Origin of the sequence: Sphingomonas sp. NFR15 (assembly GCF_900103265.1) — a bacterium.
GTDB lineage: Bacteria > Pseudomonadota > Alphaproteobacteria > Sphingomonadales > Sphingomonadaceae > Sphingomonas > Sphingomonas pollutisoli.
The window spans coordinates 92,136-116,920 of record NZ_FMWX01000007.1; the positions used below are offsets into that span (position 1 = coordinate 92,136).

The following is a 24,785-nucleotide window of genomic DNA, read 5'->3' on the forward strand; positions in this document are numbered from 1 at the left end:
CCTCCGGCTCAGTCGTGAAACGCCTCCGTGGCGACGTGGCGGCCGCACAGGAACGCATCGGCGACCAGTTGCAGCGGGGCGAGATCGACGTCGATCTCGTTGCGATTGGCGATATCGACGAAGCGGCGGTACATCGCGGGGTATTCCTCCTCGGCGCCGGCGGGCTGCTCGGCATCGCCGATGAACCAGCGGTTGCCGCCCTCGGCGAGCCGCAGCGTGCCCGCGTCGGTCTCGACGGTGATGTCCCAGCTCTGCGGGCCAGTCTGCCGCCAGTCGAACACGGTGTCGATCGCCGCGCCCGAGCCGGTGCGCATCGTCAGCGTCGCGCCGATCGGCGCCTGGCAGTTCGACGGCACTTCGAGCGTCGCGCCGAGCAGCGACACGCGATCGGGCACGATCTCGGTGAGGATCGACAGCGCGTTGATGCCGGGATCGAACACGCCGAAGCCGCCCGCTTCCCAGATCCACGGCTGGCCGGGATGCCAGTGACGGACATCTTCCTTCCACGCGATATCGACGCTGCGGATCGTCGTCCGCGCGATCCAGTCGCGCGCGGCGGCGACGGCGGCGGCGTAGCGCGAATGCCAGCTCGCGAACAGGCTGACGCCTTGCGTGCGGGCGAGCGCGATGAGCGCCTCGACTTCGGAGACGGTCGCGCCGGGTGGCTTTTCGAGGAAAACGTGCTTGCCGGCGGTGAGCGCCGCCACCGCCGCCTCGAAGCGCGCTTGCGGTGGCTGGCACAGCACGATCGCGTTCAACTCGGGCGACCCAGCCAGCATCGCGGCGAGATCGGTGTAGTTCGCGACGCCGTCACCCTTGGCGTTGCGGCTGGCGACCGCGACGAGATCGATCCCGTCGGTCTTCGCGATCGCGGGCAGATGCTGGTCGCGCGCGATCTTGCCGAGCCCGACCAGACCGAGCTTCAGCCCATCGCTCACAGCGTGCGCACCTTGGCCATGCCGGCGTCTTCGGCGCGGGCGAGCGGGTTGCGCACCGGCAGCAGGAAGGCGTCCGCCTCGACCTCGAACACGTCGCCGACCTGCGTGCGCACACCGTCCGAGAAGGACAGGGTGGCGGTGCCGAAGAAGTGGACGTGGAGCGAACCGGGGCGGAGGAAGCCGGCATATTTGAAGTGATGATGCTCGAGATTGGCGAGGCTGTGCGACATGTTCGCCTCGCCCGACACGAACGGCTTCTCCCACAGCACCTCGCCACCCCGAACGATGCGGCTGGTGCCACGCACGTCCTCGGGCAGATCGCCGAGCCGCAGTTCGGGGGCGAGCGCGGCCTGGCGGAGCTTCGAATGCGCGAGCCAGAGGTAGTTGCCGCGTTCGGTGACGTGATCGGAGAATTCGTTGCCGAGCGCGAAGCCGAGCCGGACGGGCGCGCCGTCCGCGTCGATCAGGTATATGCCGGCGATCTCGGGTTCCTCGCCGCCATCCTCGGCGAACGCCGGCATGGTGAGGGGGGTGCCGGGATCGACGAGGATGCCGCCGTCGCCCTTGTAGAACCATTCGGGCTGTGCGCCGATGCCGCCCTCGGCGGGCTTGCCGCCTTCGACGCCCATCAGGAACATCTTCATCGAATCGGTCTGCGAATCGGTGGCGGCCTTGTGCATCTTGTCGCGGCCCTCGGCCGAGCCGAGGTGCGTGAGGCCGGTGCCGCTGACCAGCGTGTGGGCCGGATCCTCATGATCGACCGGCGACAGCAACCGGACGCCCGCGAGATCGATCGCGTCGCCCAGCGCCGCCTCGGCGGCGGCGGCGAGGCTGGTGCCCGCCGCGATCGCCTGCTGTGCCAGCGCCAGCGTGGTAGTCGCGCCGACCACCCGCCGCGCCGCGCCGCTCGCGTCGAGCGCGGCGACGCCGCGCGTTTCGCCTTCGGCGAACTGGACGAGCGAACGGATCACTTCACCTGCTCCAGCGCGCCGTTCACGCGGCGGGTGATGCCCCACGGGTTCGCTTCCTGGAGCGCCGGCGGCAGCAGCGCGTCAGGCGTGTCCTGATAGCAGACCGGCCGCAGGAAGCGCGCCATCGCGAGCGTGCCGACCGAGGTGCTGCGGCCATCCGAGGTGGAGGGGAAGGGGCCGCCATGCACCATCGCATGCGTCACTTCGACGCCGGTCGGCCAGCCGTTGAACAGGATGCGGCCGACCTTGGCTTGCAGCGCGGGCAGCAGTTCGGCGGCGGCGTCATTGTCGCTCGCCTCGCTCTGGATCGTCGCGGTGAGCTGGCCTTCGAGATTGGCGATGACCGTCTTGATCTCGCCGATGTCCTTGCAGCGCACGAGGATCGACGACGAGCCGAACACCTCATGCGACAGCGCCACGTCGGCCTCGAACTTCGCCGCCTCGGTGGTGAAGAGCGCGCCGACCGCCTGGTTGACGCCCTCGCCGACACAGCCGCGCGCGACCGTGGTGACCGCCTCGTGGCTCGCGAGTTCCTCGACGCCACGTTCGAAGCTGGCGTGGATGCCGGGGGTGAGCATGACGGCGGGCTGCGCCGCCGTCAGCGCCTTGGCGGCGGAGGCGACGAAGGTTTCGAGATCGGGGCCGTCGATCGCGATGACCAGGCCGGGATTGGTGCAGAACTGGCCGGCGCCGAGCGTCAGCGAGCCGACGAAGGCGGGGCCGAGCGCCTCGGCGCGCGCGGCGAGCGCGCCGGGGAGGAGCACGACGGGGTTGATGCTCGACATTTCGGCATAGACCGGGATCGGCTCGTCGCGCTGGCTGGCGATCTTGACGAGCGCGAGGCCACCGCCGCGCGAGCCGGTGAAGCCGACCGCCTTGATGCGCGGATCGGCGACGAGCGCGCCGCCGAGTTCGTTGGTGGTGCCGGGCAGGTAGGAGAACACGCCCTCGGGCAGACCGCACGACGCGACCGCCTGCTGGATCGCGCGCGCGACCAGCTCGCCGGTGCCGGGATGCGCGGGATGGCCCTTGACCACGACCGGGCAGCCGGCCGCGAACGCGGCGGCGGTGTCACCGCCCGCGACCGAGAAGGCGAGCGGGAAGTTCGACGCGCCGAACACCGCGACGGGTCCGAGCGCGACGTTGACGCGGCGCAGATCGGCGCGCGGCAGCGGAGTACGCTCGGGCATGGCGGGATCGATCGTCGCGTCGAGCCACAGGCCGGCGCGGACTTCGGTCGCGAACATGCGGAGCTGGCCGACGGTGCGGCCGGTCTCGCCTTCGAGGCGCGGCTTGGGCAGCGCGGTCTCGGCCATTGCGGTCGCGACGAGATCGTCCTTGATCGCGAGGATGTTGGCGGCGACCGTCTCGATGAAGGTCGCGCGCGCGTCGAGGCTCAGCGTCGAGAAGGTCTGGAAGGCTTGCGCCGCGAGCGCGGTCGCCTTGGCGACTTCGGCGGGGCCGGCGTTGCTGAACGCGACGTCGCCGCTCTCGCCGGTCGCCGGGTTGATCGCGGTGAAGGTATCGGCGGTGCGGCTCTCGCTCGCGCCGATCAGAATGGCTCCGTTATACATGGTGATGTCTCCGGATCAGGGGCAGGGGGAAGTGGTAGGCGTGCGTGAGAGCTTCGTCGCCCTCACCCTTCCGGCGCCTTCGGCGCCTCCCTCCCTCTCCCGATGGGAGAGGGAAGGGGCCCGCCGGCGAAGCCGGTGGGAAGGGTGAGGGCGACCGCTCACATCAATGGTTGTCGCGCGGCAGGCCCTTGGTCTGGGCGATGCGCTGGTATTTTTCGGCGCCTTCGAGGATCGCGCCGGTTTCCATCTGGCCGACCACCGAGCGCTGGATCTCCTGCCACGGCGTCTGCGAGGCGGGGAATTTGAAGCCGCCTTCCGCCGTCAGCGCGGCGCGGCGCTCCGCCAGTTCCTCGTCCGAGATCAGCACGTTGGCCGAACGCTTGCCGAGATCGATGCGGACACGGTCGCCGGTGCGGATCAGCGCGAGGCCGCCCATCGCCGCCGCCTCGGGCGAGGCGTTGAGGATCGAGGGGCTACCCGAGGTGCCCGACTGGCGACCGTCGCCGATGCACGGCAGCGCATGAACGCCCTCGGTGATGAGGTACGACGGCGGCCGCATGTTGACGACCTCGGCCGCGCCCGGATAGCCGATCGGCCCCGCGCCGCGCATGAACAGCAACGTCTCGGGGGTGATGCCGGTGGCGGGATCGTCGATGCGGTGGTGATAATCCTCGGGGCCGTCGAACACCACCGCCGGGCCTTCGAACGCGTCGGGATCTTCGGGGTTCGACAGATAGCGGTCGCGGAACTCGGCCGAGATCACGCTCGTCTTCATGATCGCCGAGTTGAACAGATTGCCGCGCAGCACGATGAAGCCGGCTTCCTCGACCAGCGGCTGCTCGAACGGGCGGATCACCTTCTCGTCCTCGATGATCGCGCCGCGGCAATTGTCGCCCATCGTCTTGCCGTTGGCGGTGAGCGCGCCCTCGTGGATCAGCCCCTGCGCGATGAGCTGCGCGGTGACGGCGGGGACGCCGCCGGCGCGGTAGAAATCCTCACCGAGATATTCGCCGGCGGGCTGGAGGTTGACCAGCAGCGGAACCTGATGGCCCTTTTCCTGCCAGGTCTCGATCGGCAGATCGACGCCGACATGGCGCGCGATCGCCGAGAGGTGGATCGGCGCGTTGGTCGACCCGCCGATCGCCGAGTTGACGACGATCGCATTCTCGAACGCCTCGCGGGTGAGGATGTCGGAGGGCTTGAGATCCTCGGCGACCATCTCGACGATGCGGCGGCCGGTGCGATAGGCGACTTCCTGACGGTCACGGTAGGGCGCGGGGATCGCCGCCGAGCCGGGCAGCGACATGCCGAGCGCCTCGGTGAGCGAATTCATCGTCGTCGCGGTGCCCATCGTGTTGCAATAGCCGGTCGACGGCGCCGAGGAGGCGACGAGGCGGATGAATTCGGCATTGTCGATCTCGCCGGCGGCGAGCATCTGCCGCGCCTTCCACACGATCGTGCCCGAGCCGGTGCGCTCGCCCTTGTGCCAGCCGTTGAGCATCGGCCCGACCGACAGCGCGATCGCGGGGATGTTCACCGTCGCCGCCGCCATCAGGCAGGCAGGCGTGGTCTTGTCGCAGCCGATCGTCAGCACCACGCCGTCGAGCGGATAGCCGTAAAGCAGCTCGACCAGGCCGAGATAGGAGAGGTTGCGATCGAGCCCGGCGGTCGGGCGCTTGCCGGTTTCCTGGATCGGGTGGACCGGGAATTCGATGGCGATGCCGCCCATCTCGCGGATGCCCTCGCGCACGCGCTCGGCGAGGACGAGATGATGGCGGTTGCACGGCGAGAGGTCGGAGCCGGTCTGGGCGATGCCGATGATCGGCTTGCCCGACTGCAGTTCTTCCAGGCTCAGCCCGAAATTGAGATAGCGCTCGAGATAGAGCGCGGTCATGTCGATATTGTCCGGGTTGTCGAACCAGGCGCGGCTGCGGAGTTTGGGGGGCGTGTGGCTCATAGCGGTTCCCGTAGCGAAGGTGCCGATCGCATTGACGGCTCCGACCGCGAGATATACTCATACAATTACAGAATCAATCAGCACGTGAGGGTGTGTGGCAGGTCCAGTCTTGAATTCGGGAGGCGGCGCCGTGGCCCCCGCCTCGGGTGGTGGTCGGTCTTACGGACCCGCGCTGACGTTGCTCGCCACCTTGTTCTTCATGTGGGGGTTCATCACCGTCATCAACAACACGCTGCTGCCGCATCTGCGCAGCGTGTTCGATCTGAGCTACACGCAGACGACGCTGATCGAGTCGGTGTGGTTCATCGCCTATTTCTTCGCCTCGATTCCGTCGGCCAAGCTGATCGAGCGGATCGGCTATCAGAAGTCGCTCGTCACCGGGCTTGGCATCATGGCGGCTGGCGCGCTCGGCATGATCCTTGCGGCCTCGATCCCGTCGTACGGCGTCACGCTCGTCATGCTGTTCGTCATCGCCAGCGGCATCACGTTGCTCCAGGTCGCGGCCAATCCCTATGTGGCGGTGATCGGGTCGCCGGAGACCGCGTCGTCGCGGCTCAATCTGGTGCAGGCGATGAACTCGGCCGGCACGATGCTCGCGCCGGCGTTCGGCGCGTATCTGATCCTCGGTCGCTCCGTGAGCGGCACCGCCAAGGCGGGCCGCGTGCTGACGCCCGCCGAGCGGCTCGCCGACGCGCATTCGGTGGTGCTGCCGTATCTGCTCGTCGCGGTCGTGCTCGTGGTGCTCGCGGTGGTGATCGCGCGCTTCCCGCTGCCTGCGATCGGGCAGAACGCGACCAGCCGCGTCGCCAAGGAGGAGCGCAAGCATTTGTCGCTGTGGACGCACCGCGCGCTGGTGCTCGGCATTCCGACGATGGTCGCCTATCTGCTCGCCGAGATCGGCGTGGCCAATCTGTTCGTCAATTTCGTCAGCCAGCCCAATATCGCGGATCTGACGCATGAGCAGGCCGGGCAATATCTGACCTTGCTGTGGGGCGGGATGATGGTCGGCCGGTTCGCCGGTTCGGCGATCATGCAGAAGTTCCGCGCCGAGGACGTGCTCGCGGTGTTCGCGGGCGGCGCGCTGCTGGTAATGCTCGCGGTGCTGACCACCACCGGCCATGCTGCGATGTGGGCGCTGATCCTGGTCGGGTTGTTCCACTCGATCATGTTCCCGACGATCTTCACGCTCGCGATCCGCGGTCTCGGCCCGCTGACCGAAGAGGGTTCGGGGCTGATGATCATGGCGATCGCGGGCGGGGCGCTGGTGTTCGTGCAGGGGCTGCTGGCGGACCGCTTCGGGTTGCAGGCGTCGTTCGCGCTGACCGCGGCGTGCGAGGTGATCGTCCTGCTCTACGCTCTGTGGGGCTGCCGCGTGTCGGCGGAGGAAACGAAATGAGCACCATGATCGAACCCCGGCTCGTCTGGCCGGTCGCGGCGACGCTGGGCGAGGGGCCGGCGTGGATCGGGCGCGAGAGCGCCTTGTGGTTCGTCGACATCAAGGGCGGCAAGGTTCACCGCTACGATCCGGCGAGCGACGATCGCCAGTCGTTCGAGGTCGGCGGGATGCCGAGCTTCATCGTACCGGCCGAGGGCGGCAAGCTGCTCGTCGGCTCGGTCGATGGCCTGTATCTGCTCGAGGACGGCACGCTGACCGGCCCGGTCGCGAAGATCGACATGCCCGCGCACAACCGCACCAACGATGCGACCGTCGATGCCTCGGGCCGGCTGTGGCTCGGCACGATGGACAATGAGGAAGAGGCCAATACCGGGGCGATCCATGTGTTCGACGTGACCGATCTACGCGCGGTCGGCGGCGAGTGCGTCATCACCAACGGTCCGGCGGTGAGCGGCGACGGCAACACGATCTATCACGTCGATACGCTCGGGCGGACGATCTACCGCTGCGACATCTCGGGCGGCACCAGCCTCGCGCATGGCGAAGTGTTCGTGAAGATCGCCGAGGCCGACGGCCACCCGGACGGCGTGACGGTCGATTCGGAAGGCTGCGTTTGGGTCGGGCTGTGGGGCGGCTGGCAGGCGCGGCGCTACGCGCCCGACGGCACGCTGATCGCGACGGTGCCGATGCCCTGCGCCAACGTGACCAAGGTGACGTTCGGTGGCCCGGATCTCAGCACCGGCTATGTCACCACCGCGCGCAAGGGTCTGTCGGAGGCCGAACTCAACGGCCAGCCGCTCGCCGGCGGGCTGTTCGCGTTCGACGCGCCGGCGCCGGGCGTGCCGCTGAGCGAGGTGAAGCTGAGCGCGTGAGCGGTTATGCCGTCCTTGGTGACTGGGGCACGACGCGGCTGCGGCTGTTTCGGGTCGAAGCCGGCGTCGTCACCGATCGCGTCTTTGGCGATGGGATCGGCACGCCCGGCATCGTGCCCGAGGCGGTGCTGCGCGGTGCGCTCGCGCCCTGGCTGGCGGCGGGCGCGCCCGAAGCGATCCGGCTGTGCGGGATGGTCGGCGCGCGCGACGGCTGGCGCGAGGTTCCCTACGCCGACTGCCCGGCGACGCGCGACGCGTGGCTGAAGGCGGCAACCGGCCTGACGCTCGACGGCGTGCCGGTCTCGATCATGGCCGGGCTGGCGTGCGCCGACGCGGACGGCGTGCCGGACGTGATGCGGGGCGAGGAAGCCCAGCTTTACGGCGCGCTCGCGCTGTCGCCCGCTCTGGCGACGGGGCGGCACATCGTCATCCTGCCGGGCACGCACAGCAAATGGGCGGTGATCGAGGATGGCGCTATCACGGGCTTCCGCACCATCCTCACCGGTGAGCTGTTCGCACTGCTGCGCCAGCATTCGACGCTGGCGCGCGGGCTGGCGGCGGGGGAGGCCGGTGCCGAGGCGGAGGGGTTCGCGGCTGGACTGGCTCGCGCCGAGACCGGAGTGCTGAGCGGCCTGTTCGGCGCGCGCGCGATGCAATTGCGCGGCGGCAAGACCCCCGATTGGGCGCTCGGCTATCTCTCCGGACTGCTGATCGGCGGCGAGATCGTCGAGATGCGGGCGGCGCTTGGCGAAGCCGCGCGTATGACCATCATCGGCGATCCGCACCTCGTCGATCGCTACCAAACCGCGTTTGAACGGATCGGTGCCGTCGTGCGGCGGCTCGACGGCGATGCCTGCGTGCTCGCCGGTTTATCCTAGGAGATTGCAATGACGCTCGATCACCTGCTCGGCGAGGGCGTGCCCCCGGTCGCCGCGATCCTGCGCGGGCTGCGCCCTGATGAGGCGCTCGACGTCGCTGCGGCGCTGATCGACAACGGTGTCCGCATCCTGGAAGTCCCGTTCAACTCGCCAGAGCCGCTCAAGAGCATCGCGGCGATCACCGCGGCGTTCGGCGACCGTGCGCTGATCGGCGGCGGCACGGTGCTGAGCGTCGAGGCGGTCGAGTCCTTGGTCGAAGCCGGCGGTCGGCTGATGGTGACGCCCAACACCAACCCGGCGGTAATTTCGCGCGCGGTGGCGCTCGGGCTGGAGGTGCTGCCGGGTTTCATGACGCCGAGCGAGGCGTTCCAGGCGATCGCCGCCGGCGCGCGCCGGCTCAAGCTGTTCCCCGGCGCGAGCCTCGGCCCGGCCTATCTCAAGGCGGTGCGCGAGGTGCTGCCGCGCGACGTGGCGGTGTGGGCGGTCGGCGGCACCAATGCCGAGACGTTCAAGGATTGGCTCGCCGCCGGCGCGGAAGGCATCGGCGTGGGCGGCGCGCTGTTCAAGCCCGGCGACAGCGCCGCGCTGGTCGGCGAACGCGCGGCGGCGCTGACGGCGGCTTGGAAGGCGGCGGTCGGGAAGTAGTCGCGCGGCGGCGTCGTACCGGGGATGCATCATACCCGGTTCGGATCGATCGCCTTTGGCAAAATTAGCGCGAAATTGTATAAGCGCGATATGGCACAGATGAACATCTCGCTCCCCGACAAGCTCAAGAGCTGGGCGGAGCGGCGTGTCGCCGACGGCGATTACAGCAGCACCAGCGACTATGTGCGCGATCTGGTGCGGCGCGACCAGGCGGCGACCGAGCAGCTTGAGCGGCTGCGGGCGGCGATCGATGTCGGTCGCGCGTCGCCGGAAAGCGATGCGACGATCGAAAGCATCATCGCCGAGGCGCGAGAGCAGCGCGTCGAGGCGTGATCGCGCTTACACTGGCGGACGCTGCGAAGGCCGATCTGGTTGCGATACTCGCCTACGGCACCGAGGCGTTCGGCATAGAGCGCGCCGAATCGTACTTACGTCGCTTCGATATGACCTTTGCCCGCATTCGGGAATATCTGTTAGCCGGTCGCCGCCATGACCCCATCCGTCCCCCAATTCATAGCGTGCCGTGTGGTAGCCATCGGGTCTATTACGACGTGCTACCGGATCGGGTCGTCGTGCAGCGTGTGCTGCACAAGGCGATGGACATAGAGCGCTGGTTGGACACTTAGGCGACATTTATCCCGAAGGTCCAACCGAGCGCGGAACGATTCTAGCTCTTCGGTTCAATCATGCTCCCGCCCACCCGAGCCCATGTAGAGCTCGCTGCCGGTTTCCTTGAACACCTTGCTCATCTCGGCCATGCCCGCTTCGGCATCCTCGGCCGCGACGAAGCTCTCGACGGGCGCGTTCTGCTTGGCGGCGAAGTCCCGAACCTCTTGCGTGATCTTCATCGAGCAGAATTTGGGGCCGCACATCGAGCAGAAATGCGCGCTCTTGGCGCCTTCCGCCGGGAGCGTCTGGTCGTGGAACTGCTCGGCGGTGTCGGGATCGAGCGAGAGGTTGAACTGGTCGCGCCAGCGGAATTCGAAGCGCGCGCGGCTGAGCGCGTCGTCGCGCAGCTTCGCGGCGGGGTGGCCCTTGGCGAGATCGGCGGCGTGCGCGGCGAGCTTGTACGTCACCACGCCGACCTTGACGTCGTCGCGATCCGGGAGTCCGAGATGCTCCTTAGGGGTGACGTAGCAGAGCATCGCGGTGCCGAACCAGCCGATCATCGCCGCGCCGATTCCGCTGGTGATGTGATCGTAGCCCGGCGCGATATCGGTGACGAGCGGCCCGAGCGTGTAAAACGGCGCCTCGCCGCAGGCGGCGAGCTGCTTGTCCATATTCTCCTTGATCTTGTGCATCGGCACATGGCCGGGGCCTTCGATCATCACCTGCACGTCCTGTTCCCAGGCGCGCTTGGTGAGTTCGCCGAGCGTGTAGAGTTCGGCGAACTGCGCTTCGTCGTTGGCGTCGGCGTTCGAGCCGGGGCGCAGACCGTCGCCGAGCGAATAGGCGATGTCATACGCCTTCATGATCTCGGTGATCTCGTCGAAGCGCTCGTAGAGGAAGCTCTCCTTATGATGCGCGAGGCACCATTTCGCCATGATCGAGCCGCCGCGCGAGACGATGCCGGTGACGCGCTTGGCGGTCATCGGGATATAGGGCAGGCGCACGCCGGCGTGGATCGTGAAGTAATCGACGCCCTGTTCGGCCTGCTCGATCAGCGTGTCGCGGAAGATCTCCCAAGTCAGATCCTCGGCGATGCCGCCGACCTTTTCGAGCGCCTGGTAGATCGGCACGGTGCCGATCGGCACGGGCGAGTTGCGCAGGATCCATTCGCGCGTGTCATGGATGTTGCGACCGGTCGAGAGGTCCATCACCGTGTCCGCGCCCCAGCGGATCGACCAGACCATCTTGTCGACTTCGCTCGCCACGTTGGAGGCGACGGCGGAATTGCCGATGTTGGCGTTGATCTTGACGAGGAAGTTGCGCCCGATCGCCATCGGTTCGCTTTCGGGGTGGTTGATGTTCGACGGGATGATCGCGCGGCCGCGCGCGACCTCGTCGCGGACGAACTCCGGAGTCACGTAATCGGGGATCGACGCGCCCCAATCCTGCCCGTCGCGGACGAGCTTTTCCTTCGCCTGCGCGCGGCCGAGATTCTCGCGGATCGCGACATATTCCATCTCGGGGGTGATGATGCCGCGCCGCGCATAATGCATCTGGCTGACGTTCATCCCCGGCTTGGCGCGCAGCGGGCGCTTCACGACGTTGGGATATTGCGGCACCCCGGCGGAGCGATCGGGGCCGGACAGGCCGTTGTCCTCGGGGCGGATTTCGCGCGCGTCATAGCTCTCGACATCGCCGCGCGCCTCGATCCAGCTCCGGCGCAGTTCGGGCAAGCCGGTGTTGATGTCGATCAGCGCGTTGGGATCGGTATAGGGGCCTGACGTATCATAGACGCGCAAGGGCGGCTCGCCCGAGCCCGGTTCGAGATGAATCTCGCGCATCGCCACGCCCGCGCCGGGGATGTTGGGCGAAGGGACGTAAATCTTGCGCGATCCGCGGATCGGGCCGGTGGTCACGCCGATTTCGGTGCGGGTGGGAAGGTCGGCCATCTCGTCGTCTCCTCATGTGAGAGAAAACGGACTTTCCGATGAGAAAAAGGCCGCTCCCTCCCTACGCCGGTAAGCCCATCAAGGGGCCGGATCAGGTTCTACGGGTCGGACGGATTCGCACCGCCCCTCTCAGCCTCATGGCTCCCCGGGGAATGTGGTACGCGTAGCGGCTTTGCGGCGGGATGGGAAGTCCCGCCGCGCTAACGCAGGTTCAGGCGTTGCTCGCCGCGCTGGTCTTGATGTTGCCGTTGGCGCCAGCGGGGAAGAAGCCTCCCGAGGTCACCGCCGCGCTGTTCTGATAGGCGACGTTGAGCACCTGGCCGGCGGTGCGGGTGTAGACCCGGCCCTGCGCGTCGGCGGGCACGATGTTGGCCGTGGTCGCGGTGCCGGTGATGCCCTGGTCGATATCGACCGAGCCATCGAATGCGTCGCGCGCGTTGCTGAACTGGCCGGCGGCCGTGCCCTGGCCCAAAGTGTAGAGCGTCGTGCGGATCAGCGCCGCGTGATACGCCTGGGTGGTGAGCAGGCCGGCGGCGGCATCGAGCGTGAGCGTGCTCGTCAGCAGCGTCGCCACGCCCTTGTAGGCCGTCACGGCGACATCCTTGAAGATGAAGGCGGCGAGCAGGAAGTTGAGATCGCTCGCATAGGGATCGAACGCCACGCCGCTCGCGACATAGCCGGCGGCGCGCGCGAAGGTGCTGAACGCGCCGCTCGCGCCGCCGTCGATGTTGAGCGACGGCATCGCCACCGCCGAGGAACCCAGCGCCGAGCGCAGGAAGGCGAGATGGGCGAGATCGTCGGCGGCGATCTCGCGCGCGTATTGCGCGATCAGCGGGTCGGCGAAGCTCACCGCGCGGCCGCCGGTCACGGTGCCTTGCTGTCCCGTGCCGGTGAGCAGCGCCGCGCCGCCGCCCGGATAGGCGCCCTTCTTGGGCTTGCCGTCGGTTTGCCCGGCCGGAGTGTTGGAGTCCGGCACGGCGGCGACGCCCGCGCCGGTGGTCGCGAAGGTGAAGAACTGCGCCTGGAGATAGGCGAAGTTGAGCGCGAGATTGAGCGCGTCGGCGTTGATGATCGCGCTGGTGTCGGTCGAGGTCGGGGTCGGCGTGGGCGTCGACGTGTCGGTCGAGCCGTCACCGCTGCCGCCGCACGCGCTGAGCAGCGCGAGGCCGCCGGCGGCGGCGGTCATCCGGCCAGTGGTGCGCAGGAAGTGGCGGCGCGCCAGGCGGCGACGGTCTTCGGCGGTGCTCGGCGAAGTCGAAAGAAGGTCGGTCGCGGTATCGGTCACGGGGAGGTCTCCGGGCGGAATTCGTAAGCGTGCGGCGAGGATCAGTTCGCGGCGCTGGCGACGGTCGTGCCGTTGACGCCGGCGGGGAAGAAGCCCCCGGACGAGGACGACAGGCTGTTGAGATAGACGATGTTGAGCACCGACGTCGCCGCGCGGCCGAAGGCGATGCCATCGGCGCCGGCCGGGGTGACGTTCGACACCGGGTTGCCGTTCGCATCCGTGGTCGGCGAGATGCCCTGATCGTCGTCCGAGGAGCCGTCGAGCGCGTCGCGCACGTTCGAGATCGCATCGGCGTTGGCGCGCAGCGTCGAGCCGCTCGCGGCGCCCTTCGCATAGAGCAGCGTGCGGATCGTGCCCGCGCGATATGCCGCCGCGCCGAGCAGGCCGACGACCGATTCGCGGTTGGTGGCGTTGGTCGCGCTGGTGACGAGGCCGCGATAGGCGGTGGCGACGAGGTCTTCGAGGAAGAAGGCGGCGAGCAGGAAATTGCTGTCGTTCGCGTAAACGTCGAAGCCGGTGCCCGAGGCGACGAGGCCGGCGGCGCGCATCGCGGTGCTGAACGCGCTGGTGGCGGTGACGTCGAGGTCGATCTTGGGCTGCGCGATCACGTCGGCGCCGGCGGTGGTGCGCAGGAAGGCGACGCGCGCGGCGGCTTCGCTCGCGAACTCGCTGGCGATCTGCGCGACGACCGGATCGGTGAAGGTCACCTGGCGGCCGCCGGTGACGGCGCCGGCGGTGCCCGCGCCGGTCAATTGCGCGGCGGGAAGGCCGGTGCCGGTGGCGGCGAGGCCGTAGAATTGCCCGAGCAGATATTCGAGGTTGAGCGCGAAATTGACCAGCGACGAATCGGCGACGGTATCGGCGCGCGCGATCGAGGTGATCGTGAGGGCGGCGGCGCCGGTGGCGGTGATCGCGGCGGCGCCGATCGCGGTACGGAAAAATTCACGGCGCTCGTTACGCGTATCGAGGGTTTCCTCGGGCAGGGCAGTCATCATCGTCCTTCCGGCATGTCACCTTGAGCCAGGGTGCGCGCCCCGCCCGGAACCGGATACGCCACGGCCGCTCGCGCCCATGGCGGGCGGGAACGGCCGGAGTCGCGGAGGCACGCACACATGCGCCCCCGTAGAGACGGTTTAGAAGGTGTACGCAACCCCGAGCGCGCCGATCCACTGGTTCGGCTTGCCCTGCAGCCGCACGATCGGGCTGTACGAATAATCGCCGAGCAGCCGCGAATAGGCGCCGCCCGCGATCAGCTTGAAGCCGTGCAGCAGGTCGCCGGTCAGCGCGTAGGTGACATAGCCGCCGAGCTGATAGTTCTTCCAGCCGGACTTGGCGTTGTACACCGGCAGCCCGCTCGCCAGGCTCTGCTGCGGCGTGATGCTGTAATAGGTGTGCGCATAGCCGGTGCCCACGCGGGTGGCCGAGGCGGTGAGGCCGACCGCCGCCTTGCGGCTGAGCGGGGTGAGATAGTTGATCGCCGGCTGCCAGATCTCGCTGTCGTGCGCGTTGTTGACGTCGTGGCGATAGCTGACCGAGACCGAGAGCTTGTCGTACGGGCTGGTGATGATGCCGGTCTTGCCGATGCCGACATAGCCGCCGATCTCGATTGCGGTGTCGATCTTGCCGAGCCGGCGGACCGAGCGATCGTCGATGTCCTTCAATTTGGTGCGATCGAAGTTGAGCACCGCGATCGGCCCGAGCTGGAAGTCGATCTTGTCGCCGGGGCGGTTCGGGATGAGATCGAGGCTGGCGCGGTTGCCGATCACGGTGAAGGCGAAGCCCTTGAGCTGGCCGATCACGACCGGCGCCGGCACGAAGCGATAGGAGTCCGAGCCTTCGTAATCCGGCACATAGGCGGCGGCGACGCCGACCGTCACATTGTCGCCGCCGAACTTGGAGGCGAGATCGGCATTGTCCTGCGCGGCCGGCGCGGCGCTCTGCGCGACAGCGGGCGCGGCGCACAGCGCCGCTGCGATCGGAAGAACGGCGGCTAGGCCACTGCGGATGAGATTCGGCACTGAGGACTCCCTGTCATGTTGGGGGCGGGCATATTACGGCGGCGTAACGCCGTGCTTGTTGGAATCGCTCCTCAACTTTCGACGAGGGCGCATTTTGCTGCACGTGCGTTGCCAAAGTACAACGATCGGGATCGTTGCGCATCCGTAAAGATCGCCCGCGATCAGGCGCGCCGCATCCGATTGCGCAGCACCATCGGCGCGAAGCGCGCGGCGAGCGCCATGATATGCGCGGTACGGCCGACATAGGTGTGGACGCGCGCGCCGTGGACCGCATCCCACGCGGCGCGCGCGACCCTATCCGCCGGCGTGCGTTCCAGGCCGGCGGCGCGCACCGTCTCGCGGATGGTCCGCTCGCCGCCTTCGACCCTGCCGTCGAGCAGCGGGGTCTCGACGAAGGCGGGAACGATCGCCCGCACGCGGATGCCGTCGCGCGCCCATTCGCCATCGAGCGCCTCGGTCAGCCCGCGTACCGCGAATTTGGTCGCCGAATAGGTGGCGAGGCCGGCGCTGCCGTAGATCGCCGATGCCGATGCGGTGTTGAGCAGGCAGGCGCCGGGCGTGCGCGCGAGATAGGCGTGGCCGATCTTCGCGCCGTTGAGCACGCCGACGAAGTTGATCGCGACGGTGCGGTCGATCGCGTCGAAGCCGGTGGCGGTGAGCGGGCCGCCGGTGGCGATGCCGGCGTTGTTGAACAGCACGTCGAGCCTGCCCGCGGCGGGCGCGGTGAAGGCGTCGAGCGCGGCGACCCAGCCGGCGCGGTCACACACGTCCATGACATGGGTTTCCGCCATGCCGGGGGGCAGCAGCGCGCGGGTCGCGGTGAGGCCGTCGGCGTCGATATCCGCCAGCCCGACCCTCCAGCCGTGCCGCGCGAACAGGATCGCGGTCGCGCGCCCAATGCCCGATGCGCCGCCGGTGATGAAGATGGACTTGGTCATGTATCGCCCATATCGCAGTCGCGACTTTCCTGAAATTTCGTTCCCCCGCGAACGCGTGGGAACTTGAGGTTTGACGTTGTCGGACGGCTCGCTCACACACTGCGCGATGCCAGCGTCCCGCGTTCCCGGCCCCTCGGTGGCGTTCGATCATGTGTCGAAGCGCTATGCCGGCGGCGTGATCGCGGTCGATGCCATTTCGGTCGAGATCGCCGGGGGCAGCTTCGTCGCCCTGGTCGGGGCGTCGGGATCGGGCAAATCGACCCTGCTCAAGATGGTCAACCGGCTGATCGAGCCGAGCGCGGGCGCGATCCGCATCGGCGATGCCGATGTGACAGCGGATGACGCGCATCTGTTGCGGCGGCGGATCGGCTATGTGTTCCAGAACGTCGGCCTGTTCCCGCACCTGAACGTGGCCGAGAATATTGCGATCGGGCTGCGGCTGACCGGCCGCGAGGACCGCGCCGGGCGGGTCGCGGAGCTGCTCGACCTGGTCGACCTGCCGCGCGCCTTCGCCGATCGGATGCCCGATGCGCTCTCGGGTGGGCAGCGCCAGCGCGTCGGGGTGGCGCGGGCGCTCGCGCTCGAACCGGGGCTGATGCTGATGGACGAGCCGTTCGGCGCGCTCGATCCCGTCACGCGCGATCAGCTTGGGTCCGCGATCCGCGCGTTGCACGATCGGCTCGGCCTCACCACGATCATGGTGACGCACGACATGGCCGAGGCGCTGATCCTCGCCGATCGCGTGCTGGTGATGGCGGGCGGGCGGATCGTCGCGGACGCGCCTCCGGCTGCGCTGCTCGCCGGCGCGGGCGGGGCGGAGGCCGACGCGCTCGTCGCGGTGCCGCGCGAGCAGGCGCGGCGGCTGCGCGAGATCGGGGGTGCGGCGTGAGCGCTTTCTCCCAACCGTTGCAGATACGGCCATTCGCCACGCGTTCGTGTCGAGCGAAGTCGAGACACCTGCGCTCCGGGCATGTCCCTCGACTTCGCTCGGGACGAACGGAATTTTCGGCATGACCGCCTTCCTCGATGCGATGGGCCGCGTGCCGCCGCTCCTCGCGCAGCATCTGGTGCTGGCGATGTCGGCGTTGCTGCTGGGGATCGTCATCAGCCTGCCGCTCGCGATCGTCTCGGCGCGGCGGCCGGGGGTGGCGCGGTTCGCGCTCGGCCTCGCGAGCCTGATCCAGACGATCCCGACGCTGGCGCTGCTCGCCTTGTTCTATCCGCTGCTGCTGTCGCTGTCCGCGCTGGTCGGCGGCGGGATTCCGGCGCTCGGCTTCCTGCCATCGCTGCTCGCGCTGACGCTGTACGGGCTGCTGCCGATCCTGCGAAACGCGGTGACCGGGCTTACCGGCCTCGATCCGGCGGTGATCGAGGCTGCGGACGGGGTGGGGATGACTGCGTGGCAGAAGCTGCGGCTGGTCGAGGCGCCGCTGGTCGCGCCGGTGGTGATGGCGGGCATCCGCACCGCGGCCGTCTGGACGATCGGCGCGGCGACGCTCTCCACCACGGTCGGGCAGGCGAGCCTCGGCGACATGATCTTCGCGGGTCTCCAGACGCAGAACTGGGCGCTGGTGCTCGCCGGGTGTTTCAGCGCGGCGGCGCTGGCGCTGGCGGTCGACGCGCTGCTCGGCGTGGTCGAGCACGGCATCGCCGCGCGGCGTCGGGGGCGGGTGTGGGGCGCGTTCGCGGCACTGGCGATCGGGGCGGCGATCGCGCTCGCGCCGATGTGGCCGGGCGGGGAGGCCCGCGTCGTGGTCGGCGCCAAGGGGTTTTCCGAGCAATATATCCTCGCGCGCGTGATCGGGCATCGGCTGGAGGCGGCGGGTTACCGCGTGGCGTATCGCGAGGGGCTGGGATCGGGCATCGCGCTGGGCGCGGTGTCGAGCGGCGATATCGACGTATATGTCGATTATACCGGCACGATCTGGGCCGACACGATGAAGCGCACCGATGTGCCGCCACGCGGCGCGATCTTCGCGGGCGTGCGGGACTGGGCGGCGCGGACGCGCGGGGTGACCTTGCTCGGCGGCCTGGGGTTCGAGAACGCTTATGCGTTTGCGATGCGCGGCGACGATGCCGCGCGGCGCGGCGTGAAGACGATCGCCGATCTCGTGCCGATCGCGCCCAAGCTGCGGCTCGCGACCGACATCGAGTTCCTCGACCGGCCCGAATGGGCGGCGGTGAAGCGTGCCTATGGCCTGGCGTTCGGATCGGCGCGCCCGTACCAGCCGACCTTCATGTACCGCGCGCTGGAAAGCGGCGCCGCCGATGTGATCCCGGCGTTTTCCTCCGACGGCCGGATCGCGGCGGACAGGCTGACCGTGCTCGGCGATCCCAAGGGCGCGATACCGGGATATGACGCGATCCTGCTGCTGTCGCCCGGACATGCGCGGGACGCGCGGTTTAAGGCGGTGCTGAAGCCGCTGATCGGGCGGATTCCGGTCGAGGCGATGCGCGAGGCGAATTATCTGGTCGACCGCGACACCGACAAGAAATCGCCCGATCAGGCGGCGCGGTGGCTGGAGAAACGGGTCGGGCTATAGCTGTGCCCTCGCGAGAGCGGGGAAGCGGCTATTCCGTCGCCCGGCGCAGCCGGGGCCGTCGCATGATTTGGCGAGCCCACCGCGCGAAACGCAGCGGCCCCGGCCTGCGCCGGGGCGACGGTTCAGGCGCGCACGGCCGTCATGAAATAGTCGAGGCTCAGGTCGTCCGAGAGGACGAAACCCTTGGCCGGGGAAAAGCCCAGGCCGCGCGTGTCGATCACGCGCATGCCGGCGTCGGCGAGCAGCGCTTCGAGCGTGTCGGGCTTCAGGAACTTGTCCCAATCGTGCGTGCCCTTGGGTATCCGCCCCGAGCCTTCGCCGAGCGTGATGAGCGCGAGGCGCGAGGCGAGCGTGCGGTTGGGGGTGGAGAGGACCATCAGCCCACCCTCGGCCAACGCGCCCGCGAGCCCGGCGATGAACGCTGCGGGACCGGCGACGTGTTCGATCACCTCCATGCTGGTGACGAGATCGAACCGCTCTCCGGCGAGGTCTTCGACGCTGCCCGCGCGATAATCGATGACGAGCCCCGACGCCGCGGCATGCGTTCGGGCGACGCCGATGTTCTCCGGCGCCGCGTCGAGCCCCGTCACCGCCGCGCCGAGCCGGGCGAGCGGTTCGCACAGCAGCCCGGCGCCGCAGCCGACATCGAGCGCGCGCTTGCCCGCGAGCGGGGTGAAGGTGGCGGGATCGATGTCCCAATGCGCGTCGATCCGCTCGCGCAGATAGCCAAGGCGCGGCGGGTTGAGGCGGTGCAGCATCGCGGAGCTGCCCTTCGGATCCCACCAGTCGGCGGCGAGCGTGCCGAAATGCGCCGCTTCCTGCGGATCGATCGTGATTGTCATGCCGCTACCCTAAAGCCGTTCGTGCCGAGCGAAGTCGAGGCACCTGCGCTCCCCCATGTGTCTCGACTGCGCTCGACACGAACGGGCGGTAGGTGACACGGCTGCGCGAACGGCTTGCCATCGTCAAGCGCGGTTCCTATCAGGGCGCCCCTTCCAACCCAAGGATTTTGCGACACCCCAATGGCGCGCATCGTGATGAAATTCGGCGGCACCTCGATGGCCGGCATGGAACGCATCCGGAGCGTCGCGGCACGGGTGAAACGCGAGGTCGAGGCGGGCAATCAGGTCGCGGTGGTGGTGTCGGCGATGGCGGGCGAGACCGACCGGCTGGTCGGTTTCTGCCGCGAAGCCTCCTCGCTGTACGATCCCAAGGAATATGACGTCGTCGTCTCGTCGGGCGAGCAGGTGACCAGCGGGCTGCTCGCGATCGCGCTGCAGGCGGCGGGCGTACCGGCGCGGAGCTGGCTCGGCTGGCAATTGCCGATCCACACGTCCGACGCGCACGCCTCGGCACGGATCGGCACGATCGACACCGAAGCGCTCGACGCGAGCCTCGCGCGCGGCGAGGTGGCGGTGATCCCCGGCTTCCAGGGCGTGACCGACGACCAGCGCATCACCACGCTCGGGCGCGGCGGATCGGACACCTCGGCGGTCGCGGTGGCGGCGGCGATGAAGGCGGATCGCTGCGATATCTACACCGATGTGGACGGGGTCTATACGACCGATCCGCGCATCGTGCCGCGCGCGCGGAAGCTCAAGCGCGTGACCTATGAGGAAATGCTCGAACTCGCGAGCGTCGGCGCCAAGGTGTTGCAGACGCGCTCGGTGGGTTTGGCGATGAAGGAACAGGTCCGTGTGCAGGTGCTGTCGTCGTTCACCGGCGCGGACGCACCGATGGCCGATACACTGCCCGGCACGATGATCGTCGGGGAAGAGGAGATAGACGACGTGGAACGCCAGCTCATCACCGGCATCGCGCATGACAAGAACGAAGCCAAGATCACGCTGACGGCGGTGCCCGACACGCCCGGCGCGGTCGCCGCGATCTTCGAGCCGCTCGCGAGCGCGAACATCAACGTCGACATGATTATCCAGAACATCGCGCATAATGCCGGTTCCACCGACGTGACCTTCACGGTGCCGCAGGCCGATCTTGCGCGCTCGATCGAGGCGCTCAACCAGGCGCGCGCCAAGATCGGTTTCGCCGAGCTGGTGCATGACACGCGCGTCGCCAAGATCTCGGTGGTCGGCGTGGGGATGCGCAGCCATGCCGGCGTGGCGAGCACGATGTTCACCACGCTGGGCGCGCGCGGGATCAACATTCAGGCGATCTCGACGAGCGAGATCAAGGTCAGCGTGCTGATCCACGAGGACGAGACCGAACTGGCGGTGCGCGTGCTGCACACCGCCTACGGGCTCGACGCGGAGGATGTCGCGGCCTGATCGCGACCGCTTCCGTTCGTGCTGAGCCTGTCGAAGCGCGTGCCTTCAGTGCTTGCCGCTTGGGGCACGCCCTTCGACTTCGCTCAGGGCGAACGGGGGCGCCGGGCGTTTCTCGTCTGGTCTTCATGAGACATGAGTCAGGGGCCGGCTGACCATGTAGCCGTCGGCAGCCCCTACCAGACCTCGATCGTCGGCTCGAAGCTGCCCTTCTTCTTGCTGTGGGTGGCGTGCATCACGATCCGGCTCGGCACGAAGCTGTCGCCTTTATAGTCGGGCGTGACGTCGAGCTTGTCGATCAGGCCCTCCTTCGCGAAGCGCTGCAGCGTGCCGAGGATCAGCTCCCGCGCTGCCGCCGCTTCGGGGGTGATGTAGACGGCGTTCTCGGGGACGTCCTCGCCGCCGAATTCGGCCGGGAAGAGCAGGATGCGGACGAGCTTGCCCTGGCGGGCGAGCGCCTCGGCGGCGGCGCGGCTGGTGACGGCGCTGAAATCGGGTTTCATGGCGGCTCTCTTGGCTGGCGGAGGCGCGGGGGCGGCGAGTGGCGCGACGGTCATCAGGGCCAGCGCAAGGATCATGTGTCGTCTCCGATCAGATGCGCGGCGATGCGACGGCGGTGCGGGGCGCGGCGGTGCTCGAACACATAGATGCCCTGCCATGTCCCGAGCGCCATCCGCCCCGCCATCACCGGGATCGACAGGCTGGTCGCGGTGAGCGCGGCGCGCAGGTGCGCGGGCATGTCGTCGGGGCCTTCGTCGTCATGCTCGTAGGCGGCACTCTCCGGCGCGATCCGTGCGAAATAGCGTTCGATGTCGCGCGCGGCGGCGGGGGCGGCATTTTCCTGGATCAGCAGCGACGCGGAGGTATGGCGCAGCAGCAGCGTCAGCAGCCCGGTTTCGATGCCCGTGCCCGCGACCCAGCGGGCGACGGCGGCGGTGCACTCATGCAAGCCCTGGCCGGGCGTGGAAACGACGAGTTCGGCAGCGGACTGGCGGAGCATGGCGCGAGGATAGAGGACATTGGCGCGGGCCCCAACCCGATACCGAAGCACGGCTTTCTTTTCACACTCGAAATCCTCTAAGGGCCGCTGCGATGACCAGCATGACCAGCGGCGCGGCGCGCCTTACCAGCCTCATGGCGCGCGGCGCCGAATTCCTCGGCAGCGAGGTCGCGATCCTGTGCGGCGCGATGTCGTGGGTGTCGGAGCGCAACCTCGTCGCGGCGATGTCCAACGCCGGCGGCTTCGGGCTGATCGCGTGCGGCGCGATGACGCCCGAGCTGCTCGACGCCGAGATCGCCGGCACCAAGGCGCTCACGGACAAGCCGTTCGGCGTCAACCTCATCACCATGCACCCGCAACTGATGGACCTGATCGAAGTCTGCACGCGCCACAACGTCACGCACGTCGTGCTCGCGGGCGGGCTGCCGCCCGCGGGGAGCCTGGAGGCGATCAAGGCGGGCGGCGCCAAGCTGATCTGCTTCGCGCCCGCGCTGAGCCTCGCCAAAAAGCTGATCCGCAGCGGGGTCGATGCGCTCGTCGTCGAGGGAATGGAAGCGGGCGGGCATATCGGCCCGGTCTCGACCAGCGTGCTCGCGCAGGAAATCCTGCCCGAGGTCGCCGACAAGGTGCCGGTGTTCGTGGCGGGCGGGATCGGCCGCGGCGAGGCGATCGCGGCGTATCTGGAGATGGGCGCGGCGGGCGTGCAACTCGGCACGCGCTTCGTCTGCGCGACTGAATCGATCGCGCATCCCAATTTCAAAAAGGCGTTCCTACGCGCCTCGGCACGGGACGCGGTGGCGAGCGTGCAGATCGACCCGCGGCTGCCGGTGATCCCGGTGCGTGCCTTGAAGAACGCCGGCGGCGAGCTGTTCACGGCGAAACAGCGCGAGGTTGCCGGCCTGCTCGACGAGGGCAAGGTGGCAATGGCCGAGGCGCAGTTGCAGATCGAACATTATTGGGCGGGCGCGCTGCGCCGTGCGGTGATCGACGGCGATGTCGAGCATGGCAGCGTGATGGCGGGCCAGTCGGTCGGGATGGTGACCAAGGAAGAACCGGTCGCCGAGATCATCGCCGCGTTGGTGAGCGAGGCGGAAACGGCGCTGGCGAAGCGGGGGTGACCTCGTTGCCCGGCGCCGGCCGGGGCCACCAGGTAACCGGGCAAGCCGTTCGCACCACACGCGGCGGCCGCGGCCTGCGCCGGGGCGACGGGCTGTTGCCCCAAAAACCCCGACATGACGGGTTTGCGAGATCGTTCCGCTTCGGTACAGCCGGGCCATGTCGCGCTGCGAAACAGACTTGCCGGCTGAAGGGCGCATCCTCGGGCACGAGCATCATCTGCCGGTGCGCGTGTATTTCGAGGACACCGATCTGTCGGGCATGGTCTATCACGCCAATTACCTGAAGTTCCTGGAGCGGGGCCGTTCGGACATGCTGCGCGTGCTCGGGATCGACCAGTACGGCGCGCATGCGGCGGGCGAGGGCACGTATGCGGTGACGGCGCTCGCGATTCGGTACCGTGCGCCGGCGCGGCTCGGCGACGCGCTGATCGTCGCGACCGGGCTCGAACGGCTGCGCCCGGCGTCGCTTTTCATTCAGCAACGAGTCATGCGCGGCACGGTTTTACTGGCCGAGGCGGACGTGACCGTCGCGTTCGTCGCGCCTTCGGGCCGGGCGCGGCGCCAACCGGCGGCGTGGATCGAGGCGTTCGGGCGATTCCTGCCCGCACGCGCAGCGGCAATAGATTCGAACCAGGGGGAAATGCCCGCGTGAACCTGTTCTTCAACACCGACGCGACCAGCCTGTCGCCGATCGCGCTCTTCCTGCAGGCCGACTGGATCGTGAAGATCGTGATGCTCGGGCTGCTGCTCGCGAGCATCTGGACGTGGGCGATCATCATCGGTTTCCTGATGCGGCTCGGCAAGATCCGCAAAGGCGTCCAGCGTTTCGAACGGGATTTCTGGAAGGCCGAGGATATCGACGCCTTCTACCGGATCGAGGGCGAGAACCCCTTGCCGACCGCGCGCGTGTTCGCGGCGGGGGTCAAGGAATGGCGGCGATCGACGGTGGGCGGCACGATCGACCGCGACGGCACGCGCGAGCGGCTGGCGACGGCGATGGGCGCGGCGGTCGCGGGGGAGATCGACGAGCTTTCGGATGGCCTAAACGTGCTGGCGACGGTCGGCTCGGTCGCGCCGTTCGTCGGGCTGTTCGGCACCGTCTGGGGCATCATGCACAGCTTCACCGAGATCGCCGCCAAGCAGAATTCGTCGCTCGCCGCCGTCGGCCCCGGTATCGCCGAAGCCTTGTTCGCGACCGCGATCGGGCTGTTCGCGGCGATCCCCGCCGTGATCGCGTACAACCGCTTCAGCCACGGCATCAACCGGATCGAAGCGCGGCTCAACCGCTTCGCCGACGGTTTCCACGCGACGCTCAGCCGCCAGCTCGAAGCCGAGGGGAAGCGCTGAGCCGTGTCGATGAACCTTCCCTCGCAGCGCGGCCGCGGCCGGCGCGCGCCGATGGCGGAGATCAACGTCACGCCGCTCGTCGACGTGATGCTGGTGCTGCTCATCATCTTCATGGTGACGGCGCCGCTGATGACGGCGGGCGTGCCCGTCGATCTGCCCGACAGCCGCGCCAAGCCGCTCGACCAGGAGCAGCAGCCGGTCGAGATCTCGATCGAGCGCGATGGCACGCTGCACGTCGGCAAGGACGAGGTCAGTGAAGACATGCTGCCCGACGTGCTCTCGCAGATCGCGAAGAAGGGCGAGAACGGCAAGCCGCCGCAGATCTTCCTGCGCGCCGACAAGGGGCTCGATTATGGCAAGGTGATGCGCGTGATGGGCGAGCTCAACCGCGCCGGGCTGAACCGTGTCGCGCTGCTGACGGTCGGCAAGGACGACCAGTGACAACGCTGCCGCAGCCGGGAGGCG

25 protein-coding genes and 1 riboswitch are annotated in these 24,785 nt (G+C 68.5%); of the genes, 13 read left to right on the forward strand and 12 right to left on the reverse strand.

Annotation, left to right across the window (positions count from 1 at the left end; translation table 11 throughout):
• Window positions 1–8: 8 nt before the first annotated feature.
• The 4 genes from BLS81_RS20970 to BLS81_RS15600 form a co-directional block, all read right to left on the reverse strand.
• A complete protein-coding gene (locus tag BLS81_RS20970) occupies window positions 9–938 on the reverse strand; it encodes a Gfo/Idh/MocA family protein (protein ID WP_256326282.1) in 930 nt (309 codons plus the stop codon).
• Complete coding sequence (gene araD1, locus BLS81_RS20975; protein ID WP_218123137.1) at window positions 935–1,909, reverse strand: AraD1 family protein; 975 nt, start codon at window positions 1,907–1,909, stop codon at window positions 935–937. Before araD1 ends, BLS81_RS20970 begins: the two co-directional genes overlap by 4 nt.
• Window positions 1,906–3,483, reverse strand: a complete 1,578-nt coding sequence (locus BLS81_RS15595; protein ID WP_093225243.1) for an aldehyde dehydrogenase (NADP(+)) — start codon at window positions 3,481–3,483, stop codon at window positions 1,906–1,908. Before BLS81_RS15595 ends, araD1 begins: the two co-directional genes overlap by 4 nt.
• 163 nt (window positions 3,484–3,646) lie before the next feature.
• Window positions 3,647–5,440 carry an IlvD/Edd family dehydratase gene (locus BLS81_RS15600; protein WP_093225245.1) on the reverse strand — a complete coding sequence of 598 codons (1,794 nt, stop codon included), beginning with the start codon at window positions 5,438–5,440 and terminating at the stop codon, window positions 3,647–3,649.
• 94 nt (window positions 5,441–5,534) lie between these two features.
• Between BLS81_RS15600 and BLS81_RS15605 the strand changes: the two genes are divergently transcribed.
• The 6 genes from BLS81_RS15605 (at window position 5,535) to BLS81_RS15630 (ending at window position 9,857) form a co-directional block, all read left to right on the forward strand.
• Window positions 5,535–6,836, forward strand: a complete 1,302-nt coding sequence (locus BLS81_RS15605; RefSeq protein ID WP_093225247.1) for a sugar MFS transporter — start codon at window positions 5,535–5,537, stop codon at window positions 6,834–6,836.
• Window positions 6,833–7,708: an SMP-30/gluconolactonase/LRE family protein gene (locus BLS81_RS15610; protein ID WP_256326284.1), complete on the forward strand. Its 876-nt coding sequence runs from the start codon at window positions 6,833–6,835 to the stop codon at window positions 7,706–7,708. Before BLS81_RS15605 ends, BLS81_RS15610 begins: the two co-directional genes overlap by 4 nt.
• Window positions 7,705–8,586, forward strand: coding sequence for a 2-dehydro-3-deoxygalactonokinase (locus tag BLS81_RS15615; protein ID WP_093225249.1), 882 nt, complete (start codon window positions 7,705–7,707; stop codon window positions 8,584–8,586). Before BLS81_RS15610 ends, BLS81_RS15615 begins: the two co-directional genes overlap by 4 nt.
• A gap of 9 nt (window positions 8,587–8,595) precedes the next feature.
• Window positions 8,596–9,231, forward strand: coding sequence for a 2-dehydro-3-deoxy-6-phosphogalactonate aldolase (locus BLS81_RS15620; protein WP_093225250.1), 636 nt, complete (start codon window positions 8,596–8,598; stop codon window positions 9,229–9,231).
• Between the two features lie 99 nt (window positions 9,232–9,330).
• Window positions 9,331–9,564, forward strand: coding sequence for a type II toxin-antitoxin system ParD family antitoxin (locus tag BLS81_RS15625; RefSeq protein WP_338061556.1), 234 nt, complete (start codon window positions 9,331–9,333; stop codon window positions 9,562–9,564).
• Complete coding sequence (locus tag BLS81_RS15630) at window positions 9,561–9,857, forward strand: type II toxin-antitoxin system RelE/ParE family toxin (RefSeq protein ID WP_093225254.1); 297 nt, start codon at window positions 9,561–9,563, stop codon at window positions 9,855–9,857. The genes BLS81_RS15625 and BLS81_RS15630 overlap by 4 nt, the downstream gene beginning before the upstream one ends.
• Before the next feature lie 54 nt (window positions 9,858–9,911).
• Here BLS81_RS15630 and thiC read toward each other — a convergent pair whose 3' ends face one another.
• From thiC to BLS81_RS15655, 5 genes are all read right to left on the reverse strand, one after another.
• Window positions 9,912–11,789 (reverse strand): phosphomethylpyrimidine synthase ThiC, encoded by a 1,878-nt coding sequence (thiC, locus tag BLS81_RS15635; RefSeq protein WP_093225255.1) that lies wholly within the window; start codon window positions 11,787–11,789, stop codon window positions 9,912–9,914.
• Window positions 11,790–11,830: 41 nt separating this feature from the next.
• A riboswitch (TPP riboswitch) is annotated at window positions 11,831–11,947 on the reverse strand.
• Window positions 11,948–12,000: 53 nt separating this feature from the next.
• Window positions 12,001–13,074, reverse strand: a complete 1,074-nt coding sequence (locus BLS81_RS15640; RefSeq protein WP_256326285.1) for a ferritin-like domain-containing protein — start codon at window positions 13,072–13,074, stop codon at window positions 12,001–12,003.
• 41 nt (window positions 13,075–13,115) lie between these two features.
• Window positions 13,116–14,069, reverse strand: a complete 954-nt coding sequence (locus BLS81_RS15645) for a ferritin-like domain-containing protein (RefSeq protein ID WP_093225257.1) — start codon at window positions 14,067–14,069, stop codon at window positions 13,116–13,118.
• 138 nt (window positions 14,070–14,207) lie between these two features.
• A complete protein-coding gene (locus tag BLS81_RS15650) occupies window positions 14,208–15,092 on the reverse strand; it encodes a MipA/OmpV family protein (protein WP_093225258.1) in 885 nt (294 codons plus the stop codon).
• A gap of 161 nt (window positions 15,093–15,253) precedes the next feature.
• Window positions 15,254–16,030 (reverse strand): SDR family oxidoreductase, encoded by a 777-nt coding sequence (locus tag BLS81_RS15655; RefSeq protein WP_093225260.1) that lies wholly within the window; start codon window positions 16,028–16,030, stop codon window positions 15,254–15,256.
• A gap of 106 nt (window positions 16,031–16,136) precedes the next feature.
• Between BLS81_RS15655 and BLS81_RS15660 the strand changes: the two genes are divergently transcribed.
• Together BLS81_RS15660 and BLS81_RS15665 are read left to right on the forward strand one after the other, a co-directional pair.
• Window positions 16,137–16,919 carry an ATP-binding cassette domain-containing protein gene (locus tag BLS81_RS15660; RefSeq protein ID WP_093225261.1) on the forward strand — a complete coding sequence of 261 codons (783 nt, stop codon included), beginning with the start codon at window positions 16,137–16,139 and terminating at the stop codon, window positions 16,917–16,919.
• A gap of 121 nt (window positions 16,920–17,040) precedes the next feature.
• On the forward strand, window positions 17,041–18,573 hold the full coding sequence (locus BLS81_RS15665; protein WP_093225263.1) for an ABC transporter permease/substrate-binding protein: 1,533 nt from the start codon (window positions 17,041–17,043) through the stop codon (window positions 18,571–18,573).
• Window positions 18,574–18,695: 122 nt separating this feature from the next.
• On the opposite strand, the gene ubiG is transcribed toward BLS81_RS15665, so the two are convergent.
• Window positions 18,696–19,415: a bifunctional 2-polyprenyl-6-hydroxyphenol methylase/3-demethylubiquinol 3-O-methyltransferase UbiG gene (gene ubiG, locus BLS81_RS15670; protein WP_093225264.1), complete on the reverse strand. Its 720-nt coding sequence runs from the start codon at window positions 19,413–19,415 to the stop codon at window positions 18,696–18,698.
• 180 nt (window positions 19,416–19,595) lie between these two features.
• On the opposite strand from ubiG, the gene BLS81_RS15675 reads away from it, so the two are divergent.
• On the forward strand, window positions 19,596–20,858 hold the full coding sequence (locus BLS81_RS15675) for an aspartate kinase (protein WP_093225266.1): 1,263 nt from the start codon (window positions 19,596–19,598) through the stop codon (window positions 20,856–20,858).
• 173 nt (window positions 20,859–21,031) lie between these two features.
• Here BLS81_RS15675 and BLS81_RS15680 read toward each other — a convergent pair whose 3' ends face one another.
• Together BLS81_RS15680 and BLS81_RS15685 are read right to left on the reverse strand one after the other, a co-directional pair.
• On the reverse strand, window positions 21,032–21,433 hold the full coding sequence (locus BLS81_RS15680) for a hypothetical protein (protein ID WP_218123138.1): 402 nt from the start codon (window positions 21,431–21,433) through the stop codon (window positions 21,032–21,034).
• Window positions 21,430–21,855 carry a secondary thiamine-phosphate synthase enzyme YjbQ gene (locus BLS81_RS15685; RefSeq protein WP_093225268.1) on the reverse strand — a complete coding sequence of 142 codons (426 nt, stop codon included), beginning with the start codon at window positions 21,853–21,855 and terminating at the stop codon, window positions 21,430–21,432. Before BLS81_RS15685 ends, BLS81_RS15680 begins: the two co-directional genes overlap by 4 nt.
• Before the next feature lie 101 nt (window positions 21,856–21,956).
• On the opposite strand from BLS81_RS15685, the gene BLS81_RS15690 reads away from it, so the two are divergent.
• The 4 genes from BLS81_RS15690 (at window position 21,957) to tolR (ending at window position 24,761) form a co-directional block, all read left to right on the forward strand.
• Window positions 21,957–22,973 carry an NAD(P)H-dependent flavin oxidoreductase gene (locus BLS81_RS15690; RefSeq protein WP_093225490.1) on the forward strand — a complete coding sequence of 339 codons (1,017 nt, stop codon included), beginning with the start codon at window positions 21,957–21,959 and terminating at the stop codon, window positions 22,971–22,973.
• 157 nt (window positions 22,974–23,130) lie between these two features.
• On the forward strand, window positions 23,131–23,625 hold the full coding sequence (locus tag BLS81_RS15695) for a YbgC/FadM family acyl-CoA thioesterase (protein ID WP_093225269.1): 495 nt from the start codon (window positions 23,131–23,133) through the stop codon (window positions 23,623–23,625).
• Window positions 23,622–24,320, forward strand: coding sequence for a protein TolQ (gene tolQ, locus BLS81_RS15700; RefSeq protein WP_093225271.1), 699 nt, complete (start codon window positions 23,622–23,624; stop codon window positions 24,318–24,320). Before BLS81_RS15695 ends, tolQ begins: the two co-directional genes overlap by 4 nt.
• Window positions 24,321–24,323: 3 nt before the next feature.
• The gene (tolR, locus tag BLS81_RS15705) at window positions 24,324–24,761 is read left to right on the forward strand and encodes a protein TolR (protein WP_093225272.1); all 438 of its coding nucleotides are present in this window, start codon (window positions 24,324–24,326) and stop codon (window positions 24,759–24,761) included.
• The last annotated feature ends 24 nt before the right edge of the window (window positions 24,762–24,785 follow it).